Genomic DNA, 16611 nt, shown 5'->3' on the forward strand with positions numbered 1-16611 from the left:
CAGTCTCAATTGGCGGCCCATAAATGGGGTTAAGTCAGTATGAATGAAGCAAAAAAGCATGCTGGACGAAGCCAGTCCAACGGAGAACAGCTGCTCGTTGGAGATGGTGTCGAGCTTTGCGTCGAGACCTTTGGAGACGCGGCTGACCCTGCCATTCTTCTGATCCATGGAGCATCTGCTTCCATGATTTGGTGGGAAACCGATTTGTGTCGGATGATTGCGGATGGCGGGCGATTTGTCATTCGATACGACAATCGCGATACCGGTCTTTCGACGAGCTACCCTACAGGCAATCCGGGCTACGCTCTAAGTGACATGGCATCAGATGCAATTCGAATTCTCGACTGGCTGGAAGTACGCAGTGCCCATATCGTGGGCAGATCGTTAGGCGCAGCTATTGCATTGGCAATTGCTATTGATCATCCGAAAAGAGCCTTATCAATAACATTCGTTTCCGCAACAACGGGAGATGATGATCTGCCCGCCATGACCAGCGAGTTCGAAGAAGCCACCTCCAAAATTCCGGACTTTTCAAATCTCGCAGCACTGGAAAATCATATTGTGGAGGTGTTGCGTATTTTCTCCGGTAATTCACCACATTTTGATGAGGTTGAAATGCGATCCTTGTCGGCGCTGGACATTGCCAGAACAAGAAATATGCAGTCCACGCTTGCCAACCACTTTCTGATTGATTTCGACGCTCCGCGCAACGGCGAGCTTTCCGATCTCTCCATTCCTGCACTGATCGTGCATGGGGAAAATGATCCGGTGTTTCCGCTGCCTCATGGTCGAGCACTGAGCGACGCGGTACCCGGCTCCAGATTGCTGGTACTGCCTGATACCGGGCACGACATTCCTCGGCAGCACTGGGAGATATTTGTCACCGCCCTTACAGACCACACCAAAATATAGGCTTTTGCACCGTCCAGAGGAATGTCCGGCTAACTCTCCGGATCAGTATCCAGTACATTAGCTGGTCCAAAGCAAACCTCGTAATCCGGATCTTCGACGAACACCTGCAGGTCATTGTCTACACGACCCCAATAGCGCAAAGATTCGCCTTGACGCTCGACCCTCGTGATGATGACCCAAAATCGCTCACCTGTGTCGGCGATTTCCAAACCAACTTTTGCAGACTGGCCGGCTTGCAGGCGCTCACGTTGTTCTTGCGGTGGCATCCAGAATTGGTCTGGATAATCCTTGTTGCGCTGAACCCCGTCGATAAGTATTCCTTCCGCAAGATGATAGGCGCTCCCTCGCACTCCACTCATCGGATAAACCCTTTTTACTTGTTTCCGGCTGCTCGCTTCCACCACACAATTGGTAGCCACCACTATATCAATGTCCCGGGTGCAGCGCATCGTTGAGATACATGCAGGTCAGCATTGTAAACACATATGCCTGAATACCTGCCATCAAGAATTCCAGCGCGGTGATTGCAACTGTCATGAACATCGGAGCAATCGACCCAACCACACCCAAGGCTCCCATTTTTCCGAGTGACACCGCAAACCCCGCGAAAACCTTCAATGTTATGTGACCTGCAAGCATCACCGCAAACAGACGAACCGAGTGGCTTATGGGCCGTGAAATATAGGAAATGATCTCAATTGGAATAATGATGGGTAGAAGGAGGACAGGAATACCCGCGGGCATGAACAGACGGAGAAAACACATGCCATGCTTGAAAATGCCATAAAGGGTTACAGTTCCGAACACGATCATTGCCAATCCGAAAGTGACGATAATCTGCGCCGTTACGGTGAAGGCATACGGAAACATTCCGATCAGATTGGCGACAAGAATGAACATGAAAAGTGTAAAAACCAGCGGAAAGAACCGCATTCCACGTTCCCCGGCATTGTCTCGCAAGGTTTTTGAGACGAACTCGTAGAGAAGTTCCGCACTGGACTGCCACCGGCCTGGAATGATGCGTCGATAGCTTGTGGCCAGCATCAAGTAAGCACCGGCAAGCATTATCGTCAGCACCATGTGAGCAGACGAGTTTGTAAAGCTGATGTCCATACCTGAAAAATTGATGTCGATTAGCGACTTGATCTCGAATTGCTCAATAGGTCCGGCCATGGGATATCCTTTGACTTGCTGCAGCCACGGCTGAGTTTTCGCGTGACATGGCAGTGCATAAGCATTGCGTGCCGCGCGAATGTCGCGTGTCCGATATGATTTGCGGATTGGGAAGCTTGTTCAATTCGGCGGCCTCATTTTGATCTCGATGGCGAGATTCTGGGGCCGTCCCCGAAACGATTCATGGCGCAGGTCGTCCTGCGCGGTGGCTTCTTAGCTGCATCATTCGCCAATGGCAACAACCTTTGAACCATCTAGCTTGAAGGTGCGGTCAGACAGCTGTCAGGGGGGATGAATTTGTTGGATGGGTGTCTTTTGCAGCTTCTCGCATGATCCAGTCAAAGAATGTTTTGGTTGACCAGCCGATAGTGCGGCCCTTTGGCAGCACAACCCAGTGAGCTGCACGATAGGATGTGATTACTTCCGGAAATGGTTGAACGAGGCGTCCAGTGCGAAGATGCTCACTTATCAGCAGATTTCGACCTATCGCAACACCGTGCCCCTCCAGCGCCGCCTGCAATGTAATATTGTAGTCCGTTAGTTGTATCGTATGTGCTTTTCTGAAATCCAATCCGACTGCCTCAGCCCAGACTTCCCAATCAATCGGCTGCTTTGCCATGAGCAGGGTGTGGTGCATCAAATCTTGCGGATGAGTAAATTTCGATCCATCCCCAAGCAGTAACGGACTGACAACTGGGCTAAGCTGCTCCGCCATTAAAAGATGAGCATCGCTTCCGTCCCACGGTCCCTCCCCGTAGCGGATAGCAATGTCGATATTACCCGATGCAAAGTCCGTGACGCGAAGCGTTGGTTCAAGGTCGAGATCAATATCCGGATGTTCCGCATGGAATCCGGCAAGCCGGGACACCAGCCAGTTGGCCGCGAACGATGGTAGCAGGCTGACGTGAACCTTATTGCGCCCTGAACTAACCCGTACATCGTGTGTTGCGTCGGCGATAAGCCGGAAAGCCTGCTTCGTTTTCTTATAATAAGCTTCCCCCTCGTCTGTCAGGGCAATACTCCTGGCACTGCGTATGAAAAGACTGACCCCCAATGTTTCTTCCAGCAAGCGAATGTGATGGCTGACCGCGCTCTGCGTGATTAACAGCTCCTCTCCTGCTTTTCGGAAGCTTAGCAGCCTGCTGACGGCCTCAAATGCTCGAAGCGACTGAAGCGGGGGAAGTGTGGAAGATGTTCGCATGGGCTGCGACTCTCATTGTGGATGTTCAAATATCCAATAGCGCGGGTTCGAGACATTAGCCAGTTAGATCACACCAGAGCGCATTTTGAATTGGATAAGCTACTTTCTGCCGTTCATCATCTATCTCCGTAAAAAGGAGATAACGATGTCCGAGACCATTGCAACAAAGCTCTCTTCACTGGGATATAAACTGCCAGCGGCATCCGCGCCCGCAGCAAATTACGTTTCTACCGTGCGGACAGGAAACCTCCTCAGCATATCGGGACAAATAAGCCGTAACGACGACGGCACTGCATTTTCAGGCACAGTGGGCGCCAGCGTTACAGCCGAGGAAGGGCGGAAAGCCGCCGAAATTGCTGCCATAAACGTTCTCTCGCAAATTGCCGGGGCGACGGATGGAAGCCTTGCTGCTGTAAGCCGGATTGTGCGTCTCGGTGTGTTCATTGCAGCAACGCCGGATTTCAATCGTCATTCTGAAGTGGCCAATGGAGCATCGGATTTGTTCGTTGCTGTTTTCGGCGATGCAGGTCGTCACAGCCGTGCCGCCATCGGCGTCAGCTCCCTACCGGTTGGTGCCGCCGTGGAAATTGACGCTCTTGTCGAACTTGCGGAAGGTGTCTGATGAACTCGCTGAACATTGAATATTTACGTTCCGAGGCACCAGGCTGTGCGGTTGGAATGCATTTCAATCATGCAGGCTCATCCCTGCCTTCGAGGGCAGTGATTGAAGCCATTACCGACCATCTGCATCGCGAAATGCTGTATGGCCCAATGGAAGCTGCAAACAATGTCAGCGCCTTGCTCGATGAGGTAAGAATCGACGCTGCCGCAATCATTAATGCTCTTCCTCAAGAGATCGCATTCTGCAGCAGCGGCTCTGCCGCATGGGGTGCGGCTTTTGCTGCACTACCGCCATTGCGGCATGGTGACCGAATATTGGTCGGACGTCACGAATGGGGCGGGAACCTTGCAGCGATTTATGCAGCGGCACAAAGTGCAGGTGCCAATGTCGAAACCATCCCTTGCAAAGAAGATGGCAGTGTTGACGCGTCCGCTCTAGCTGAAATGATCAATGATCGGGTTCGCTTGGTGGCCTTAACCTGGCTGCCTGCAAATGGGGGGCTTATCAATGATGCAGCAGCCATCGGGAGGGTAACGCGTGCCGCGGGCGTCCCTTATTTCATTGATGCAGCGCAGGCTCTCGGGCAGTTGCCTATCGATGTTTCCATAATAGGCTGTGACGTTTTGAAGGCCTCATGCAGGAAATTCCTTCGTGGCCCGCGTGGTACGGCTATTCTCTACATCCGCAAGGATTTCCTCGACAAGCTGAATCCAGTCAGTTTTGATGTCCTGTCCGCGCCTTTGCACGATGGCATGCCCAAGGTCAGATCCGATGCCCGCAAGTTTGAAACAAGCGAGCGCTCCATTGCCTTGGTGCTGGGCCTCGGTATTGCCCTAAAGCAGGCGCGGACATTGGACATAAGCGTACTTCGCCAACGTATCGCAAGCCTCTCGGAAGCACTGCGGCAAGAACTCAGCGCCATCAATGGCGTCTCAGTGCTTGACCTCGGTACTGAAAAATCCGGTCTCGTCTCCTTCAGTATCAGAGATGTCGGTCCTCAGATAATCCGCGATAGGCTGGCCGCCCAGCGCATTACCATAGGCTATAATGGCGTGCCCTATACACCGCTCGACATGAAGGCACGCGGCCTCAATGAAATTGCCCGTGCCTCCGTCAGTTATCTGAACACTGTTGAAGAAATCACAGCACTGAGCTCGGCCGTCGCCGTCATTGCAAGTAACCCGGCTTGATCTTCGCCAAGAATAAACCACAGGAAACAATATGAATCTCGGCATCAGCGGAAAGCGCGCGATAGTTTGCGCAAGTTCAAAAGGTCTGGGCAAAGGCGTGGCTGAGAAGCTCGCTGAAGCGGGTGTTCATCTTACGCTCAACGGGCGAACGGAAGAAACCCTTCATGCAACCGCAACTCAGATCGTCGAGAAGTATCATGTGCATGTTCAGATTGTAGCTGCAGATGTGACCACTGAGGAAGGGCGGCGGAAATTATTGGCCGCTGAACCGCAACCGGACATCCTGATTAACAATGCGGGTGGACCGCCCGCCGGGCTTTGGTCCGATTGGGACGAGAATGACTGGCATAAGGCAGTGAATGCCAACATGCTGACCCCTATTCTTTTGATGAAAGCGGTATTGCCGGGGATGATCTCTCGCAAGTGGGGTCGGGTCGTGAACATCACCTCGGGCTCGGTCAAATCACCCATACCACAGCTTGGGCTTTCCAATGCAGCACGCGGTGGTTTGACAGGTTTTGTTGCGGGAACAGCGCGGCAAGTCGCCAGACACGGTGTTATCATCAATAATCTGCTGCCGGGATCGCATGAGACAGACCGCATCCACCAATTGATGCAAAGCAATGCGGCTCGCGAAGGTATTTCCGTTGAACAGGCGAAAGCGGCAGCTCATGCCGAAAACCCCACGGGCCGTTTTGGAACAACAGGTGAATTCGGTGCCGCCGGAGCGTTTTTATGCAGTCAGTATTCAGGATATATTGTTGGGCAGAACCTGCTGCTGGATGGAGGAGCTTTCAACTCAACACTCGGCTAGGTGCTATTCTTCGTCGTCGCAGATACCGAGGTTTTCCAGCTCTTTTTGTCCAGCAGCCAGCGCCTCATCCTCGGTATCATGCGGTCCCATCAAGACACCGGTTTCACCATCGACAACGACGACATAGTACCATTTGCCATCGCTTTTCTTGTCGGTTTGCACACAGCATCTTTGATCATTGGACATGCGGCATTTTCATTCATATCGAGGTAAAATGCAAACTCCGCAGCGTGCTTTGACTGGAGAAAAACCTTAGTAAACCGAGCGGTCTCCATAGATGCCGCTGGGATCATACATTGCGAACATTTCCAGCTCTACGGCGCTGAAAAAAGCACCCACCTGCTCGTCCTGTTCATCCTCGGAAAGGCCTATCTTTGCAAGATGCTCGAACAGACCATCGGCTATACTGTTCCGGTAAGCTTCAGCATGGCGTTCGTTTTTTTCCCTTAGCTTGGACGCTACTTCGCGGACCGTAGCCAACCGCTTCGTCAGCGGAAAAGGGATAACCTGACAACTCACCGCAGATACAACTTTTTGCATGCTCGCTTATTCCCGAACGGCATTTGCCGCGTTTGCATTTGATTCGGGTGCAAGGATACGGGCAAGGTTCCTAACAATTTGTTCAGCATAATTTTTCGGCAAAAACATAAATGATTTCAATCGTTACGTAACAATAGAGGACCCTCTGGACCGTAACAGATTTGTGCGTAACACCCGCTGAATCTTGCCCGTTACGGCATGCGGGCTTATCACTTGGGGGTAAGTGATTCGTTTGTTAACGGCGTAGAGATTCACATATGGCACTCAGTAACGCAGAACGGCAGAGAAGGCACCGCGAACGCCAGAAGCAAAAACTGGCAGCCGCAGCCCCTGACATCGCTATGCAGTATGAGAACGTCGGGGCTGATCTGCGCGAAAAATTCTATGCCCTTATCGATGCGGAAAACGCAGCCAGACAACGCGCGGCGGCTGGAAAACCGGTCGAAATCACAGATTTCCGGCGCGTGATTCTTGATATTGCCCTCAACGAAAATCAATCGTTGATAGCAAATGCTGCACGCATGATTCTCCTGAAGGCCCTTTCAATGGGCGAAAGTTCAGAGAACGAGATTTTGGAAGCACAGCGTCAAAAATCTGCGAGAATTGGCGTCAAGCCTGAAACTTCTGCAATCTCTGAAAATCGCGTCCTGAAAGAACAGGTAACCCCGCTTCCGCATTATCTGCGTGTTCCCAATTTCGGCTGATCATCAGATATCGCCTGAGACCTGTTGAAGCAATCAAAGCATTGAGGACGTTGCCATGACCCATCCCGCTTTATCAAAATCCAGCGTTGCAGTGGTCACGGGTGGAGCATCCGGAATCGGTCTGGCAGCAGCAAAGCGTTTTGCTGGTTTGGGCATGAAAGTTGCCATCGCGGATATTGGTGGAGACCGACTGGAAGAGGCACACCGTCAGGTTGCTGACACAAACGGTGCCTTGGCCGAAAACATCATTTCTGTCGCCACAGACGTTACGCAGGATGATGATTTGCAAAATTTGAAGCAGGTCGTAGATCAGAGGTTTGGCGGGACTGACGTTTTGATGAACAATGCCGGCATACAACCCGGAAGCAGCGTGTTCGATTCCGGTAATTGGAACCGGATCATCGCGACAAACCTTATGGCCATTGTCCATGGCTGCCAGATATTTGGTCCATCGATGATCGCGCGCAGAACGCCGGGCCTGATCATCAATACCGGCTCGAAGCAAGGCATCACCACGCCGCCCGGAGACCCAGCCTATAATGTCTCGAAATCGGGCGTAAAGACCTTTACTGAAGCGCTGCAACACGAGTTACGTAACACGAAAGACTGCCATGTAACTGCGCATCTTTTCATTCCCGGCTTTGTCTACACAGCCCTGACGAAGGGGAGCCGGACTGAAAAGCCGGCTGGCGCATGGACATCTGAACAGACTGTCGATTTCCTTTTGGAAAGCATATCAGCCGGCGATTTTTATATACTTTGTCCGGACAATGATGTTGTAAGAAGTTTAGATGAGAAACGTATACTTTGGGCTGCCGACGATATCATCCAAAATCGGCCACCCCTTTCGCGTTGGCATCCGGACTTTGAAGCTGAATTCTCCGACTTTTTGAAACAACCACACTAATTGCGATTTACCACCTATTAGCATCCAAATTATTTGACAAAGGAATTTTCATGAAAGGTATAGATCCCTCTTTGCAGGGTGCGCGTGCTCCCGATGACCGGACCCGTTTAAAGTCTATCATAGGTGGCTCAGCCGGCAATCTGGTCGAATGGTACGATTGGTACGTCTATTCGGCATTTACCCTCTATTTTGCGCCCGTATTTTTCCCCTCGGGAAATCAGACAGCGGAACTTTTAAGTGCCGCAGCGGTCTTTGCCGTAGGATTTCTGATGCGTCCGATAGGCGCTTGGTTCATGGGCATTTATGCTGACCGTAAGGGTCGCAAAGCCGGACTGACGCTTTCTGTAACATTGATGTGTCTGGGATCACTATTGATTGCTGTCACACCGGGTTATGAGGCAATCGGCATTTTTGCTCCCGCGGCACTTGTATTTGCCCGATTGCTGCAAGGCATCAGTGTGGGTGGCGAATATGGTGCAAGCGCAACCTATCTCAGTGAGATGGCAGGCAAAAAGCGCCGCGGATTTTACTCGAGCTTTCAGTATGTAACCTTGATATCCGGCCAGTTGACTGCACTGGCGGTTCTGCTGATCTTGCAACGCATTCTTACACCGGAACAGCTTGGCTCATGGGGATGGCGCATACCATTTGCCATTGGCGGGGTATTGGCAATCGTGGTTTTCTACATTCGCCGAGGCCTTGTTGAGACACAATCATTCCACAACTCCAAGGATGGTGAGAAACCAAAATCCAGCGGCTTCGCCCTTTTCCGGTACTATCCGAAGCAAGCGTTTACAGTCATAGCAATGACAGCCGGCGGCACTTTGGCGTTTTATACCTACACGACTTATCTGCAGAAATTCCTAGTCAATACATCAGGTTTCAGCAAAGAATCGGCAAGTGAAATTACTGCACTGGCACTGTTGGTTTTCATGCTGTGCCAGCCGATTGCTGGAGCATTATCGGATCGTATCGGACGCAAACCTCTTATGATAAGCTTTGGTATCCTTGGGCTGTTGTTTACCTATCCGATCTTCTCGACACTGGCGACTACAACGAGTCCTTACACAGCTTTTGCTCTGTCCCTTGCTGGTCTGCTCATCGTGACAGGATATACGTCGATCAACGCCGTCGTTAAAGCGGAGTTGTTCCCTGCTCATATTCGAGCCCTCGGTGTTGCGCTACCCTACGCCCTCGCAAATACGATCTTCGGCGGCACGGCTGAATGGGTAGCGCTCAGGTTCAAGCTCGCTGGCTATGAAAGCTGGTTCTTCTGGTATGTGACGATTATGATTGGCCTGTCTTTGATCGTCTACATACGTATGCGCGACACCCGCGATCATAGCCTTATCAAAGAGGATTGATCGGTCCTGACCCAAAATGCGGACCATTGGCTTGAAGAGACCAATGGTCCGGTTCTATGCTGGCACGGAAACTCATGAACCGCATGGAAGCACTTATGAACACGCCTCAAAAAATTCCGACTGTCGATCCGGTCAAGCTTGACCGGCTAGGTGAAGTGGCCGTAAAAATCGGTTTGCAACTGCAGCCGGGGCAAGACCTGTTAATTACAGCGCCACTTGCAGCATTGCCGCTCGTTCGGCGAATTACCGAACACGCCTACAAGGCAGGCGCGGGGCTCGTTACGACATTCTACAGTGACGAAGAAGCGACCTTGATGCGTTATCGCAATGCGCCAAGTGATAGCTTTGACCGTTCCGCTGGCTGGCTCTATGAGGGCATGGCCAAAGCATTTTCTGCCAATACCGCCCGTCTCGCCGTCGCCGGTGATAACCCCATGCTGCTTGCGTCGGAAGATCCGGAAAAAGTCGCGCGTGCCAACAAGGCGCAATCCCAGGCGTACCGTCCTGCACTCGAAAAAATCACAGGTTTCGACGTCAACTGGAACATCGTTTCGTACCCGAATCCTTCCTGGGCAAAGCAGGTTTTTCCCGATCAGGATACCGAGACCGCCGTTTCAATGCTCGCCGACGCGATTTTTGCAGCTTCTCGTGTGGATATCGACGACCCCGTGAGTGCATGGCGTGATCACAACGCAGCATTGCTGAAGCGCAGGGAATGGCTGAATGGCTTGAACTTCGCCTCCTTGAACTTCAAGGGCCCCGGCACGGATTTAACTGTAGGGCTTGCCGATGAACATGAATGGCAGGGCGGCGCTTCAAAGGCCAAGAATGGCATTACATGCAATCCGAATATTCCGACGGAAGAAGTTTTCACAACGCCGCATGCGCTTCGCGTTGATGGACACGTATCCAGCACCAAGCCATTGTCCCATCAGGGCACATTGATCGAAAACATTCAGGTTCGCTTTGAAGGCGGCAAAATTATCGAAGCCAAGGCGACCCGCGGTGAAGAAGTCTTCAACAAGATTCTCGGCACGGATGAAGGCGCACGCCGTCTCGGCGAGGTTGCGCTCGTCCCGCATTCCTCACCTATTTCAGCGTCGGGGCTGCTGTTCTTCAACACGTTGTTCGATGAAAATGCAGCGAGCCATATTGCGCTGGGCCAATGCTATTCGAAATGCTTCATCAATGGCGGAGAATTAACCCCGGAAGAGATCGCTTCGAAGGGTGGCAATAAGAGCCTTATTCACATCGACTGGATGATCGGTTCAGGTGATGTAGATGTCGATGGCATCCACAAGGATGGCTCGATTGTTCCGGTTATGCGTAAAGGCGAGTGGGCCTGATCGAATTTAGGCAATAAAAAATCGCCACCGCATACGCGATGGCGATTAAATTGTTCACTTATATCTATCAGGCTACGAGACGACCTGCAGTTTCAGTCTGGGCATAAGCCTTGCCGAAACGGTTAGCCAGGAATGCATCAAGAGCGATGTCTTCCTGCTTGATGAAGCCCTCTTGTGGAAGATCACCATTGGCAAGCATGTCAAGCACAGCACAGATAGCCGAGGCTGTGGTGATCTGGATGCCGCTGTAAAGCTGCGAACCGATGTGATTGCTGTAAACCTTGTTTGCATAGGTTTCCTGCAACAGGCGACCCTTCTTGCGGCCACTGACTGTCACAAAGATCACGACCACGTCCTGAAGCGTCGATGGCAGCGCGTTTTCAAGAATATCCTTGAATACATCGCGGCGATCGCGCAACCCGAGATCATTCAGCAGGGCCTTCATGATGGCAGCATGGCCTGGATAGCGGATCGTGCGGTAATTGAGCGTGCGCACTTTACCAAGCAGGCTTTCGCACAATGTGCCAAGTCCGCCGGATGTGTTGAAAGCCTCATAGGTAACGCCATCAAGCGAGAACTCTTCACGTTCTTCAAGCGGCGGCACTTCAGTCAATTCACCATCGACGATAGCTTCGCATGGCTCGCAATATTCATTGATAACGCCGTCTGTCGACCAGGTGAGATTATAGTTCAGCGCATTGGAAGGGTATTGAGGTAACGCACCGACCCGCATACGAACGCTCTCCAACGTGTCGAAACGCTTGGCAAGATCATTGGCGACGATGGAAATAAAACCTGGAGCCAATCCACACTGCGGAATGAACGCGCTCTTTGCCGTTGTTGCAAGTTGCTTGACGATACGTGTGCTTGCGACATCTTCGGTCAGATCAAGATAATGCACGCCAGATTTGGCAGCAGCTTCTGCAATGCGAGTGGTCAGGTGAAAAGGTGCCGCACTCAATACAGCGAACTTGCCATCAAGCACTTTTTCAAGCGCACCAGCCTCTGCAATTTCAATACAGGCAGTGGCTACACGCTCAGAAACCTCAAGTGAATCAAGCTGCGCTTGTGCTCGGTCGACCACAGTTACGCGGTAGTCTCCTGTCTCGCTCAGCAGATTGGCAATCGTTCCTCCGATTTTGCCCGCGCCTACGACAACGATCTCTTTCATGTGCTTCCCCTGAAAATACTTGAACGTAGTGAATTTTCGCATATTGCTCGGCGAAATGTAGTAGGTATACTGACGATATAGCACATTAATTTAATCGATATGCCGAGTGGATTCATCATTATGCTGACAGACGCCGATCATGCGCTGCTTTCACTGCTTCGTGAAAACGCCAGAGCCTCCACTGCCGATTTGGCACGCAAGCTCGGGCTTTCACGTACAACGGTGCAAAGCCGCATTGAGCGTCTCGAAAATCGGGGAATGATACGTGGTTATAGCGTTCAGCTATCGCCGGAATACCAGCAAAATCTGGTCAAGGCGCATGTGCTTGTGACAGCCTTGCCTAAATTTGCCGTACGGGTTGAATCGCTATTACGAAAGATACCTTGGGTGAGAACCCTTCATTCGGTTAGCGGGCAATTCGATATGATCGTTATTGTCGAAGCACCATCAATTCAGGAATTGGACAAACTTCTCGATGAGATTGGCGCACTTGAGGGCGTTGAAAGAACGATGTCCTCAATCATCCTTTCCACGCGAATAGATCGGTAAAGCATTTTACGTTTTTATTGGTCCGATTTTGCCAGAGCGATCCTGTCGATTGCAGCAATCATGCAGACTTCCAAATCGCCGAGACCATCGTTGATCTCGGTTTCGCTGATTCCCGCTGCCTGCGCATCAGCGGAACACCGCTCAGCCAAACGCTGAGGTCGTTTGTCATGATGTTCCATATCCGCCGGCTTGGCAGTATCGACATTGGCGTCAATCCAGTTATTGACGAAATCAATGGCTCTTTGACTCATACTGGTCTCCCGGAATTATTGCGCATCCACAAATGAAACAGTTTGAGACCGATAAGGTTGCGATCTAACGCGCTTCGCTGGCCCAAACCTTGAATTTTGTCAAATAATTTGGCCCGAAAATATTGGTCAGCGGGACATCTGCAGCGTCTCGCCCATGAGCCACTTTTACGCGTCCTATACGGGGGGTGTTGTTACGCGGGTCGAATGAGTGCCACTCTCCACCGAGATAAACCTCCATCCACGCGCAGAAGTCCATTTCCGCGTGCGGTGGCGGCACACCAATATCGGTGATGTAACCCGTACAATAGCGTGTTGGAATGTTCAGGCATCGGCAGAACGCAACGGCCAGATGAGTGAAATCACGGCACACTCCCCGCCCCTCATAATAGCCTGAAGAGGCGGTTCTGGTCGGGTTGGAATACTCATATCCGAACGTGATATGATTATGGACGAAATCGCAAACGGCTTGAACCCGCTGCCAACCTTGGGGCGTATTGCCAAAGAGCCGCCACGCTTCGTCACTCAGCAGATCGGTTTCGCAATAGCGACTGCCCATAAGATAAACCAGCGTTTCATCCGGAAGATCCTGCACTCGGTGCTGCTCAGCGTTGAACACCACCGGATCGGGAAGTCCGCTATCGCGAATAATAGCATTCGTGGAACAAATAAATGTTCCGGGTGCAGCTACAATCCGATTACACCAGTTTCCAAACTGATCGTGATAGCCGGTAATAGTGGAATCAAAATTGGTATGAAATGTTTCAATGCCTTCCAGATCGTCGAACCGTGAATGATGCACATTCAATATCGCTACAAGGGGTGTTTCCTGCATGAACTCAAAAGTCAGCTCGCACCCAACATGTAATCTCATCCACGGTTCCCTTGATTTTTGATTAGCGTTGAAACAGCATCGGCAGACTCTTGCCCAAAAAGCAACCGGCCCGAAAGCGGACCGGTTAAACTATTTCCTGAACGAGACGATCAGGCCTTATCCACGACCTTCTTGGCCGCATCTTTTGCCTTACCCTTGGCAGTCTGTGCATCGCCTTTCAGCTCCTGCACTTTGCCTTCCGCTTCAAGCTTTTTAGAGCCTGTGGCTTTGCCGGCTGCCTGTTTAACATTTCCAGCTGCCTTGTTTGCAGCGCCAGCAATCTTGTCACTTGTACTACCCATGAGAAACTCCTCGAGAACTTTTATCTACAAAAGCTAAACGAATATTTCTTCAGTTTGTTCCAGATGGAATTATAATTAACTAGTTGAAATAAAAGCATAAATACAATCACAACAAAACGACCCGGCACCCACGGGGGAACAGGCACCGGGTCTTATGCTACCGATCAAAGGTTCGATCAGCTTGTGGGAAACGCCGTAGCCATATCTTGGTTCCGCCGAATTCCGGCACGAAAAAGAAATACAGAAAACGACCCCTCAAGCGCGAATTTCCTGAATTGCATTTTCGATCGACGATGCAAAAAGGCAGTTGCGTGTCGAGCCTACAATCTTCTCGCCATCAACATTCTCAGCACCATCGCCCCAGAAGCCAATAATGATTTTTACACGGGCATTGCGACGTCTGATTCGCCTTATCAAATATCGCGCATGCGCAATCGATGACGTGTTGAGATAACTTATGCAGATTGCACTTACACCTGTGAGTTCGAGCTTGGCTATGTTGGCAGCTTCAAGTTCATCATGCGTGATGTCGTGCACTTCAAATTCATTACGCTCAAGGATGTCGCCGACAATGACAGCGGCAGCGTCATCAAGGTTACCGCGTCCGCCAGCCGAAATGATGGTTTTCGGCTTGGCGGGTTCTGTCTTTTTGGTAGGTTTTTTGCCGTCTTGGGCAGGTTGCTCTTCCGTCTCGAGTTCGTCGTCGTCCAAAGGATCGTGGTAGTCAGACAGGTTCTCGACGAGAAACACCATGCTCTGGGCAACCCTGTTACGCCTTGGAGCATCAAGAACACCACGCCCGCGATCATGCTCAGCCAGCAGCAGTGCGGGGACAGCGACGGACGAATAATAATCAACCACCGAATTCGACTGAAGATACTCCTCCGCCTTTTCTGTTGCCTCATCAGGATCGCCCGACAACAGCCTTTGGTATAATTGTTGCGGCGGTAGCAGCACCGGCTCATTCCCCAGCAGCACGTCCAGAAATTCGAACTTCGGCACATGCCGACCGAGTACGACAAGGCACACAGTCAGTGGTGTAGATAGAATGAGGCCGATGGGACCCCATATCCATGTCCAAACAATTGCCGCCATGAGAATGGCGACAGGGGAAAGTCCGGTCTTTGATCCGTAAAGCAAAGGCTCCATAATATTGTTGCTGATCAGCTCAAGCACAATGAAAAGGGACGCTGTCCACACAAGCAGCATCCATCCCGGATCAACGGCAAGCGACAGCATCAGTGGGAAGAACGCCGCGATGATTGGACCAATATAGGGTACAAATCTCAGCACAATCGCCAGCATGCCCCATAACATTGGGTTGGGTATGCCGATCAGCCACAGACCGATGCCTATCGGTACGCCAAAGCTGATATTGATGATAAGCTGCATCAGCAAATATTGACCGACGCGTTTGCCAGCATCATGGAGTGCTGTTGTCGTTCGATGAATATCACTGGCCCCGACGAGTTTTATGAACCGGTCGCGAAGATCTTCTCTCCGCATCAGCATGAAAATCACGACGACGATAACAATACCGATCGTTGCCAATGGCTGGATGAGCGGCCCCGCAAATGTTTGCAAAAGGCTCAGCGGATCGGGCGGGGGATAGCGTATTTCAACGGGAACAGGTTTGTTGGGGTCTTGCGCCTTCAATGCTGTCTCAGCTGCCTGTGACTGTACTTCAACATTTTCCGGAGGCTTTCGCGCCTGGTCAGCATTTTCAGGCGCTTTGTCGACTGGAAAACGCTCTACTTCGTCGGAACGGCCAATCTCTTCACTGAACCTCTTGAACATACGCGCACCGCGATCAAAAATGCTGTTACCCGACTGTGCATCTTTGACAGTGCGTATCTTTGTCTCGATATTGTATTGATAGCTGGGCAGATTTTGAGCAAGAACGGTCAGCTGACTGACAACGATACTGAAGAATATCGCGATTACCATAAATGCCGTAACGACCACACTGATAACGGCAATGGCTTTCGGTACCCTGTTACGATGCAGGCGCGTAACCAACGGAGACAAGGCGAAGGTCAGAAGCAGGGCCAGAGCGAGCGGCACGAAAACATCGCTGGCAAAATAAAGTGCCGCGACAATTGCAATAGCGACAATGACTGGTGGAAACTGTGCCCGGGTATCGGCTTCAACTGCGGCTGGTGAATACACGGATTTACGCGTTACTCGCTCCACGGCACGTGGCGACCGCCCGCTGAAGTCTTCAGAAGGCATGGTAAACCCCTAACCCGAACTGCATGAAACCTCTCTCCATTGTCACCCGCCACTGCAACGCCGGCTGAGCAAATTGGTTGCATGGGCATTATGCGCTTTTACGCAGACATTATAAGCCGATCATTTGGAACGAATTTCGGTGTTGCGGTGTTTATTATCCGAACAATAATCAACCAGGGGGTTGGACCATGCCGCTAACAACCATTCTTGTAATCATCCTTATTCTTGCACTGATCGGCGTCTTTCCCAGTTGGCCACACGCTCGCAACTGGGGCTATGGACCTTCCGGCCTGCTTGGGATCGTGCTGGTAGTACTTGTAGTACTGCTGCTGATGGGCCGCATCTGATAAATTCGACAAGGAGTCTGCATCTATGCTGCGTGGCGTATTGCTTTGGCTTATTGGCCTGCCGCTTCCAATCATCATCATTCTTTGGCTGATGGGCTATCTCTCCTGACCTTTC

General features: G+C 51.3%; 20 protein-coding genes. 10 read left to right on the forward strand and 10 right to left on the reverse strand.

All coding sequences use genetic code 11. The features are described from left to right. Positions 1-39: 39 nt before the first annotated feature. A complete protein-coding gene (locus tag PMI41_RS03670; RefSeq protein WP_052025830.1) occupies positions 40-912 on the forward strand; it encodes an alpha/beta hydrolase in 873 nt (290 codons plus the stop codon). Positions 913-941: 29 nt separating this feature from the next. Here the strand turns inward: PMI41_RS03670 and PMI41_RS03675 are convergent, their stop codons facing one another. From PMI41_RS03675 to gcvA, 3 genes are all read right to left on the reverse strand, one after another. Then, the gene (locus tag PMI41_RS03675; protein WP_008121927.1) at positions 942-1271 is read right to left on the reverse strand and encodes a hypothetical protein; all 330 of its coding nucleotides are present in this window, start codon (positions 1269-1271) and stop codon (positions 942-944) included. A 67-nt stretch (positions 1272-1338) separates the two neighbouring features. Then, a complete protein-coding gene (locus tag PMI41_RS03680; protein WP_008121930.1) occupies positions 1339-2085 on the reverse strand; it encodes a F0F1 ATP synthase subunit A in 747 nt (248 codons plus the stop codon). 271 nt (positions 2086-2356) lie between these two features. After that, positions 2357-3286, reverse strand: a complete 930-nt coding sequence (gene gcvA / locus PMI41_RS03685) for a transcriptional regulator GcvA (RefSeq protein ID WP_008121932.1) — start codon at positions 3284-3286, stop codon at positions 2357-2359. A 145-nt stretch (positions 3287-3431) separates the two neighbouring features. Here gcvA and PMI41_RS03690 point away from each other — a divergent pair, with 145 nt between their 5' ends. From PMI41_RS03690 to PMI41_RS03700, 3 genes are read left to right on the forward strand one after another with little or no spacing between them, the layout of a single operon-like run. Beyond that, positions 3432-3908 carry a RidA family protein gene (locus PMI41_RS03690; protein ID WP_008121933.1) on the forward strand — a complete coding sequence of 159 codons (477 nt, stop codon included), beginning with the start codon at positions 3432-3434 and terminating at the stop codon, positions 3906-3908. Beyond that, a complete protein-coding gene (locus PMI41_RS03695; protein ID WP_008121934.1) occupies positions 3908-5098 on the forward strand; it encodes an aminotransferase class V-fold PLP-dependent enzyme in 1191 nt (396 codons plus the stop codon). The genes PMI41_RS03690 and PMI41_RS03695 overlap by 1 nt, the downstream gene beginning before the upstream one ends. 31 nt (positions 5099-5129) lie before the next feature. Next, positions 5130-5912 (forward strand): SDR family oxidoreductase, encoded by a 783-nt coding sequence (locus PMI41_RS03700; RefSeq protein WP_008121935.1) that lies wholly within the window; start codon positions 5130-5132, stop codon positions 5910-5912. 3 nt (positions 5913-5915) lie between these two features. Here PMI41_RS03700 and PMI41_RS03705 read toward each other — a convergent pair whose 3' ends face one another. Together PMI41_RS03705 and PMI41_RS03710 are read right to left on the reverse strand one after the other, a co-directional pair. Continuing rightward, entirely contained in the window at positions 5916-6098 is a 183-nt protein-coding gene (locus PMI41_RS03705) for a hypothetical protein (RefSeq protein ID WP_008121936.1), read from the reverse strand. Positions 6099-6164: 66 nt separating this feature from the next. Continuing rightward, positions 6165-6452, reverse strand: a complete 288-nt coding sequence (locus PMI41_RS03710; protein ID WP_008121937.1) for a DUF6074 family protein — start codon at positions 6450-6452, stop codon at positions 6165-6167. 257 nt (positions 6453-6709) lie between these two features. Here PMI41_RS03710 and PMI41_RS03715 point away from each other — a divergent pair, with 257 nt between their 5' ends. The 4 genes from PMI41_RS03715 (at position 6710) to PMI41_RS03730 (ending at position 10773) form a co-directional block, all read left to right on the forward strand. Continuing rightward, entirely contained in the window at positions 6710-7156 is a 447-nt protein-coding gene (locus PMI41_RS03715; protein WP_008121938.1) for a hypothetical protein, read from the forward strand. 55 nt (positions 7157-7211) lie between these two features. After that, the gene (locus PMI41_RS03720; protein ID WP_008121939.1) at positions 7212-8063 is read left to right on the forward strand and encodes an SDR family NAD(P)-dependent oxidoreductase; all 852 of its coding nucleotides are present in this window, start codon (positions 7212-7214) and stop codon (positions 8061-8063) included. 50 nt (positions 8064-8113) lie between these two features. Further along, positions 8114-9427 carry an MFS transporter gene (locus PMI41_RS03725; protein ID WP_008121940.1) on the forward strand — a complete coding sequence of 438 codons (1314 nt, stop codon included), beginning with the start codon at positions 8114-8116 and terminating at the stop codon, positions 9425-9427. 95 nt (positions 9428-9522) lie between these two features. Next, the gene (locus PMI41_RS03730) at positions 9523-10773 is read left to right on the forward strand and encodes an aminopeptidase (RefSeq protein WP_040853726.1); all 1251 of its coding nucleotides are present in this window, start codon (positions 9523-9525) and stop codon (positions 10771-10773) included. Positions 10774-10840: 67 nt separating this feature from the next. On the opposite strand, the gene PMI41_RS03735 is transcribed toward PMI41_RS03730, so the two are convergent. After that, positions 10841-11986 (reverse strand): saccharopine dehydrogenase family protein, encoded by a 1146-nt coding sequence (locus tag PMI41_RS03735; protein ID WP_280113441.1) that lies wholly within the window; start codon positions 11984-11986, stop codon positions 10841-10843. Between the two features lie 78 nt (positions 11987-12064). Between PMI41_RS03735 and PMI41_RS03740 the strand changes: the two genes are divergently transcribed. After that, positions 12065-12493 (forward strand): Lrp/AsnC family transcriptional regulator, encoded by a 429-nt coding sequence (locus tag PMI41_RS03740; RefSeq protein ID WP_008121943.1) that lies wholly within the window; start codon positions 12065-12067, stop codon positions 12491-12493. Between the two features lie 14 nt (positions 12494-12507). On the opposite strand, the gene PMI41_RS03745 is transcribed toward PMI41_RS03740, so the two are convergent. The 4 genes from PMI41_RS03745 to PMI41_RS03760 form a co-directional block, all read right to left on the reverse strand. Further along, positions 12508-12744 (reverse strand): DUF768 domain-containing protein, encoded by a 237-nt coding sequence (locus PMI41_RS03745; RefSeq protein ID WP_008121944.1) that lies wholly within the window; start codon positions 12742-12744, stop codon positions 12508-12510. 64 nt (positions 12745-12808) lie between these two features. After that, positions 12809-13615, reverse strand: a complete 807-nt coding sequence (locus PMI41_RS03750; protein WP_008121945.1) for a transglutaminase family protein — start codon at positions 13613-13615, stop codon at positions 12809-12811. A 110-nt stretch (positions 13616-13725) separates the two neighbouring features. Then, the gene (locus PMI41_RS03755; RefSeq protein ID WP_008121946.1) at positions 13726-13917 is read right to left on the reverse strand and encodes a CsbD family protein; all 192 of its coding nucleotides are present in this window, start codon (positions 13915-13917) and stop codon (positions 13726-13728) included. A gap of 255 nt (positions 13918-14172) precedes the next feature. Continuing rightward, complete coding sequence (locus PMI41_RS03760; RefSeq protein WP_008121948.1) at positions 14173-16149, reverse strand: AI-2E family transporter; 1977 nt, start codon at positions 16147-16149, stop codon at positions 14173-14175. Between the two features lie 188 nt (positions 16150-16337). On the opposite strand from PMI41_RS03760, the gene PMI41_RS24540 reads away from it, so the two are divergent. Continuing rightward, the gene (locus PMI41_RS24540; protein WP_008121950.1) at positions 16338-16496 is read left to right on the forward strand and encodes a DUF3309 family protein; all 159 of its coding nucleotides are present in this window, start codon (positions 16338-16340) and stop codon (positions 16494-16496) included. The last annotated feature ends 115 nt before the right edge of the window (positions 16497-16611 follow it).

This window comes from Phyllobacterium sp. YR531 (genome assembly GCF_000282595.1).
In the GTDB taxonomy this organism is placed as follows: domain Bacteria; phylum Pseudomonadota; class Alphaproteobacteria; order Rhizobiales; family Rhizobiaceae; genus Phyllobacterium.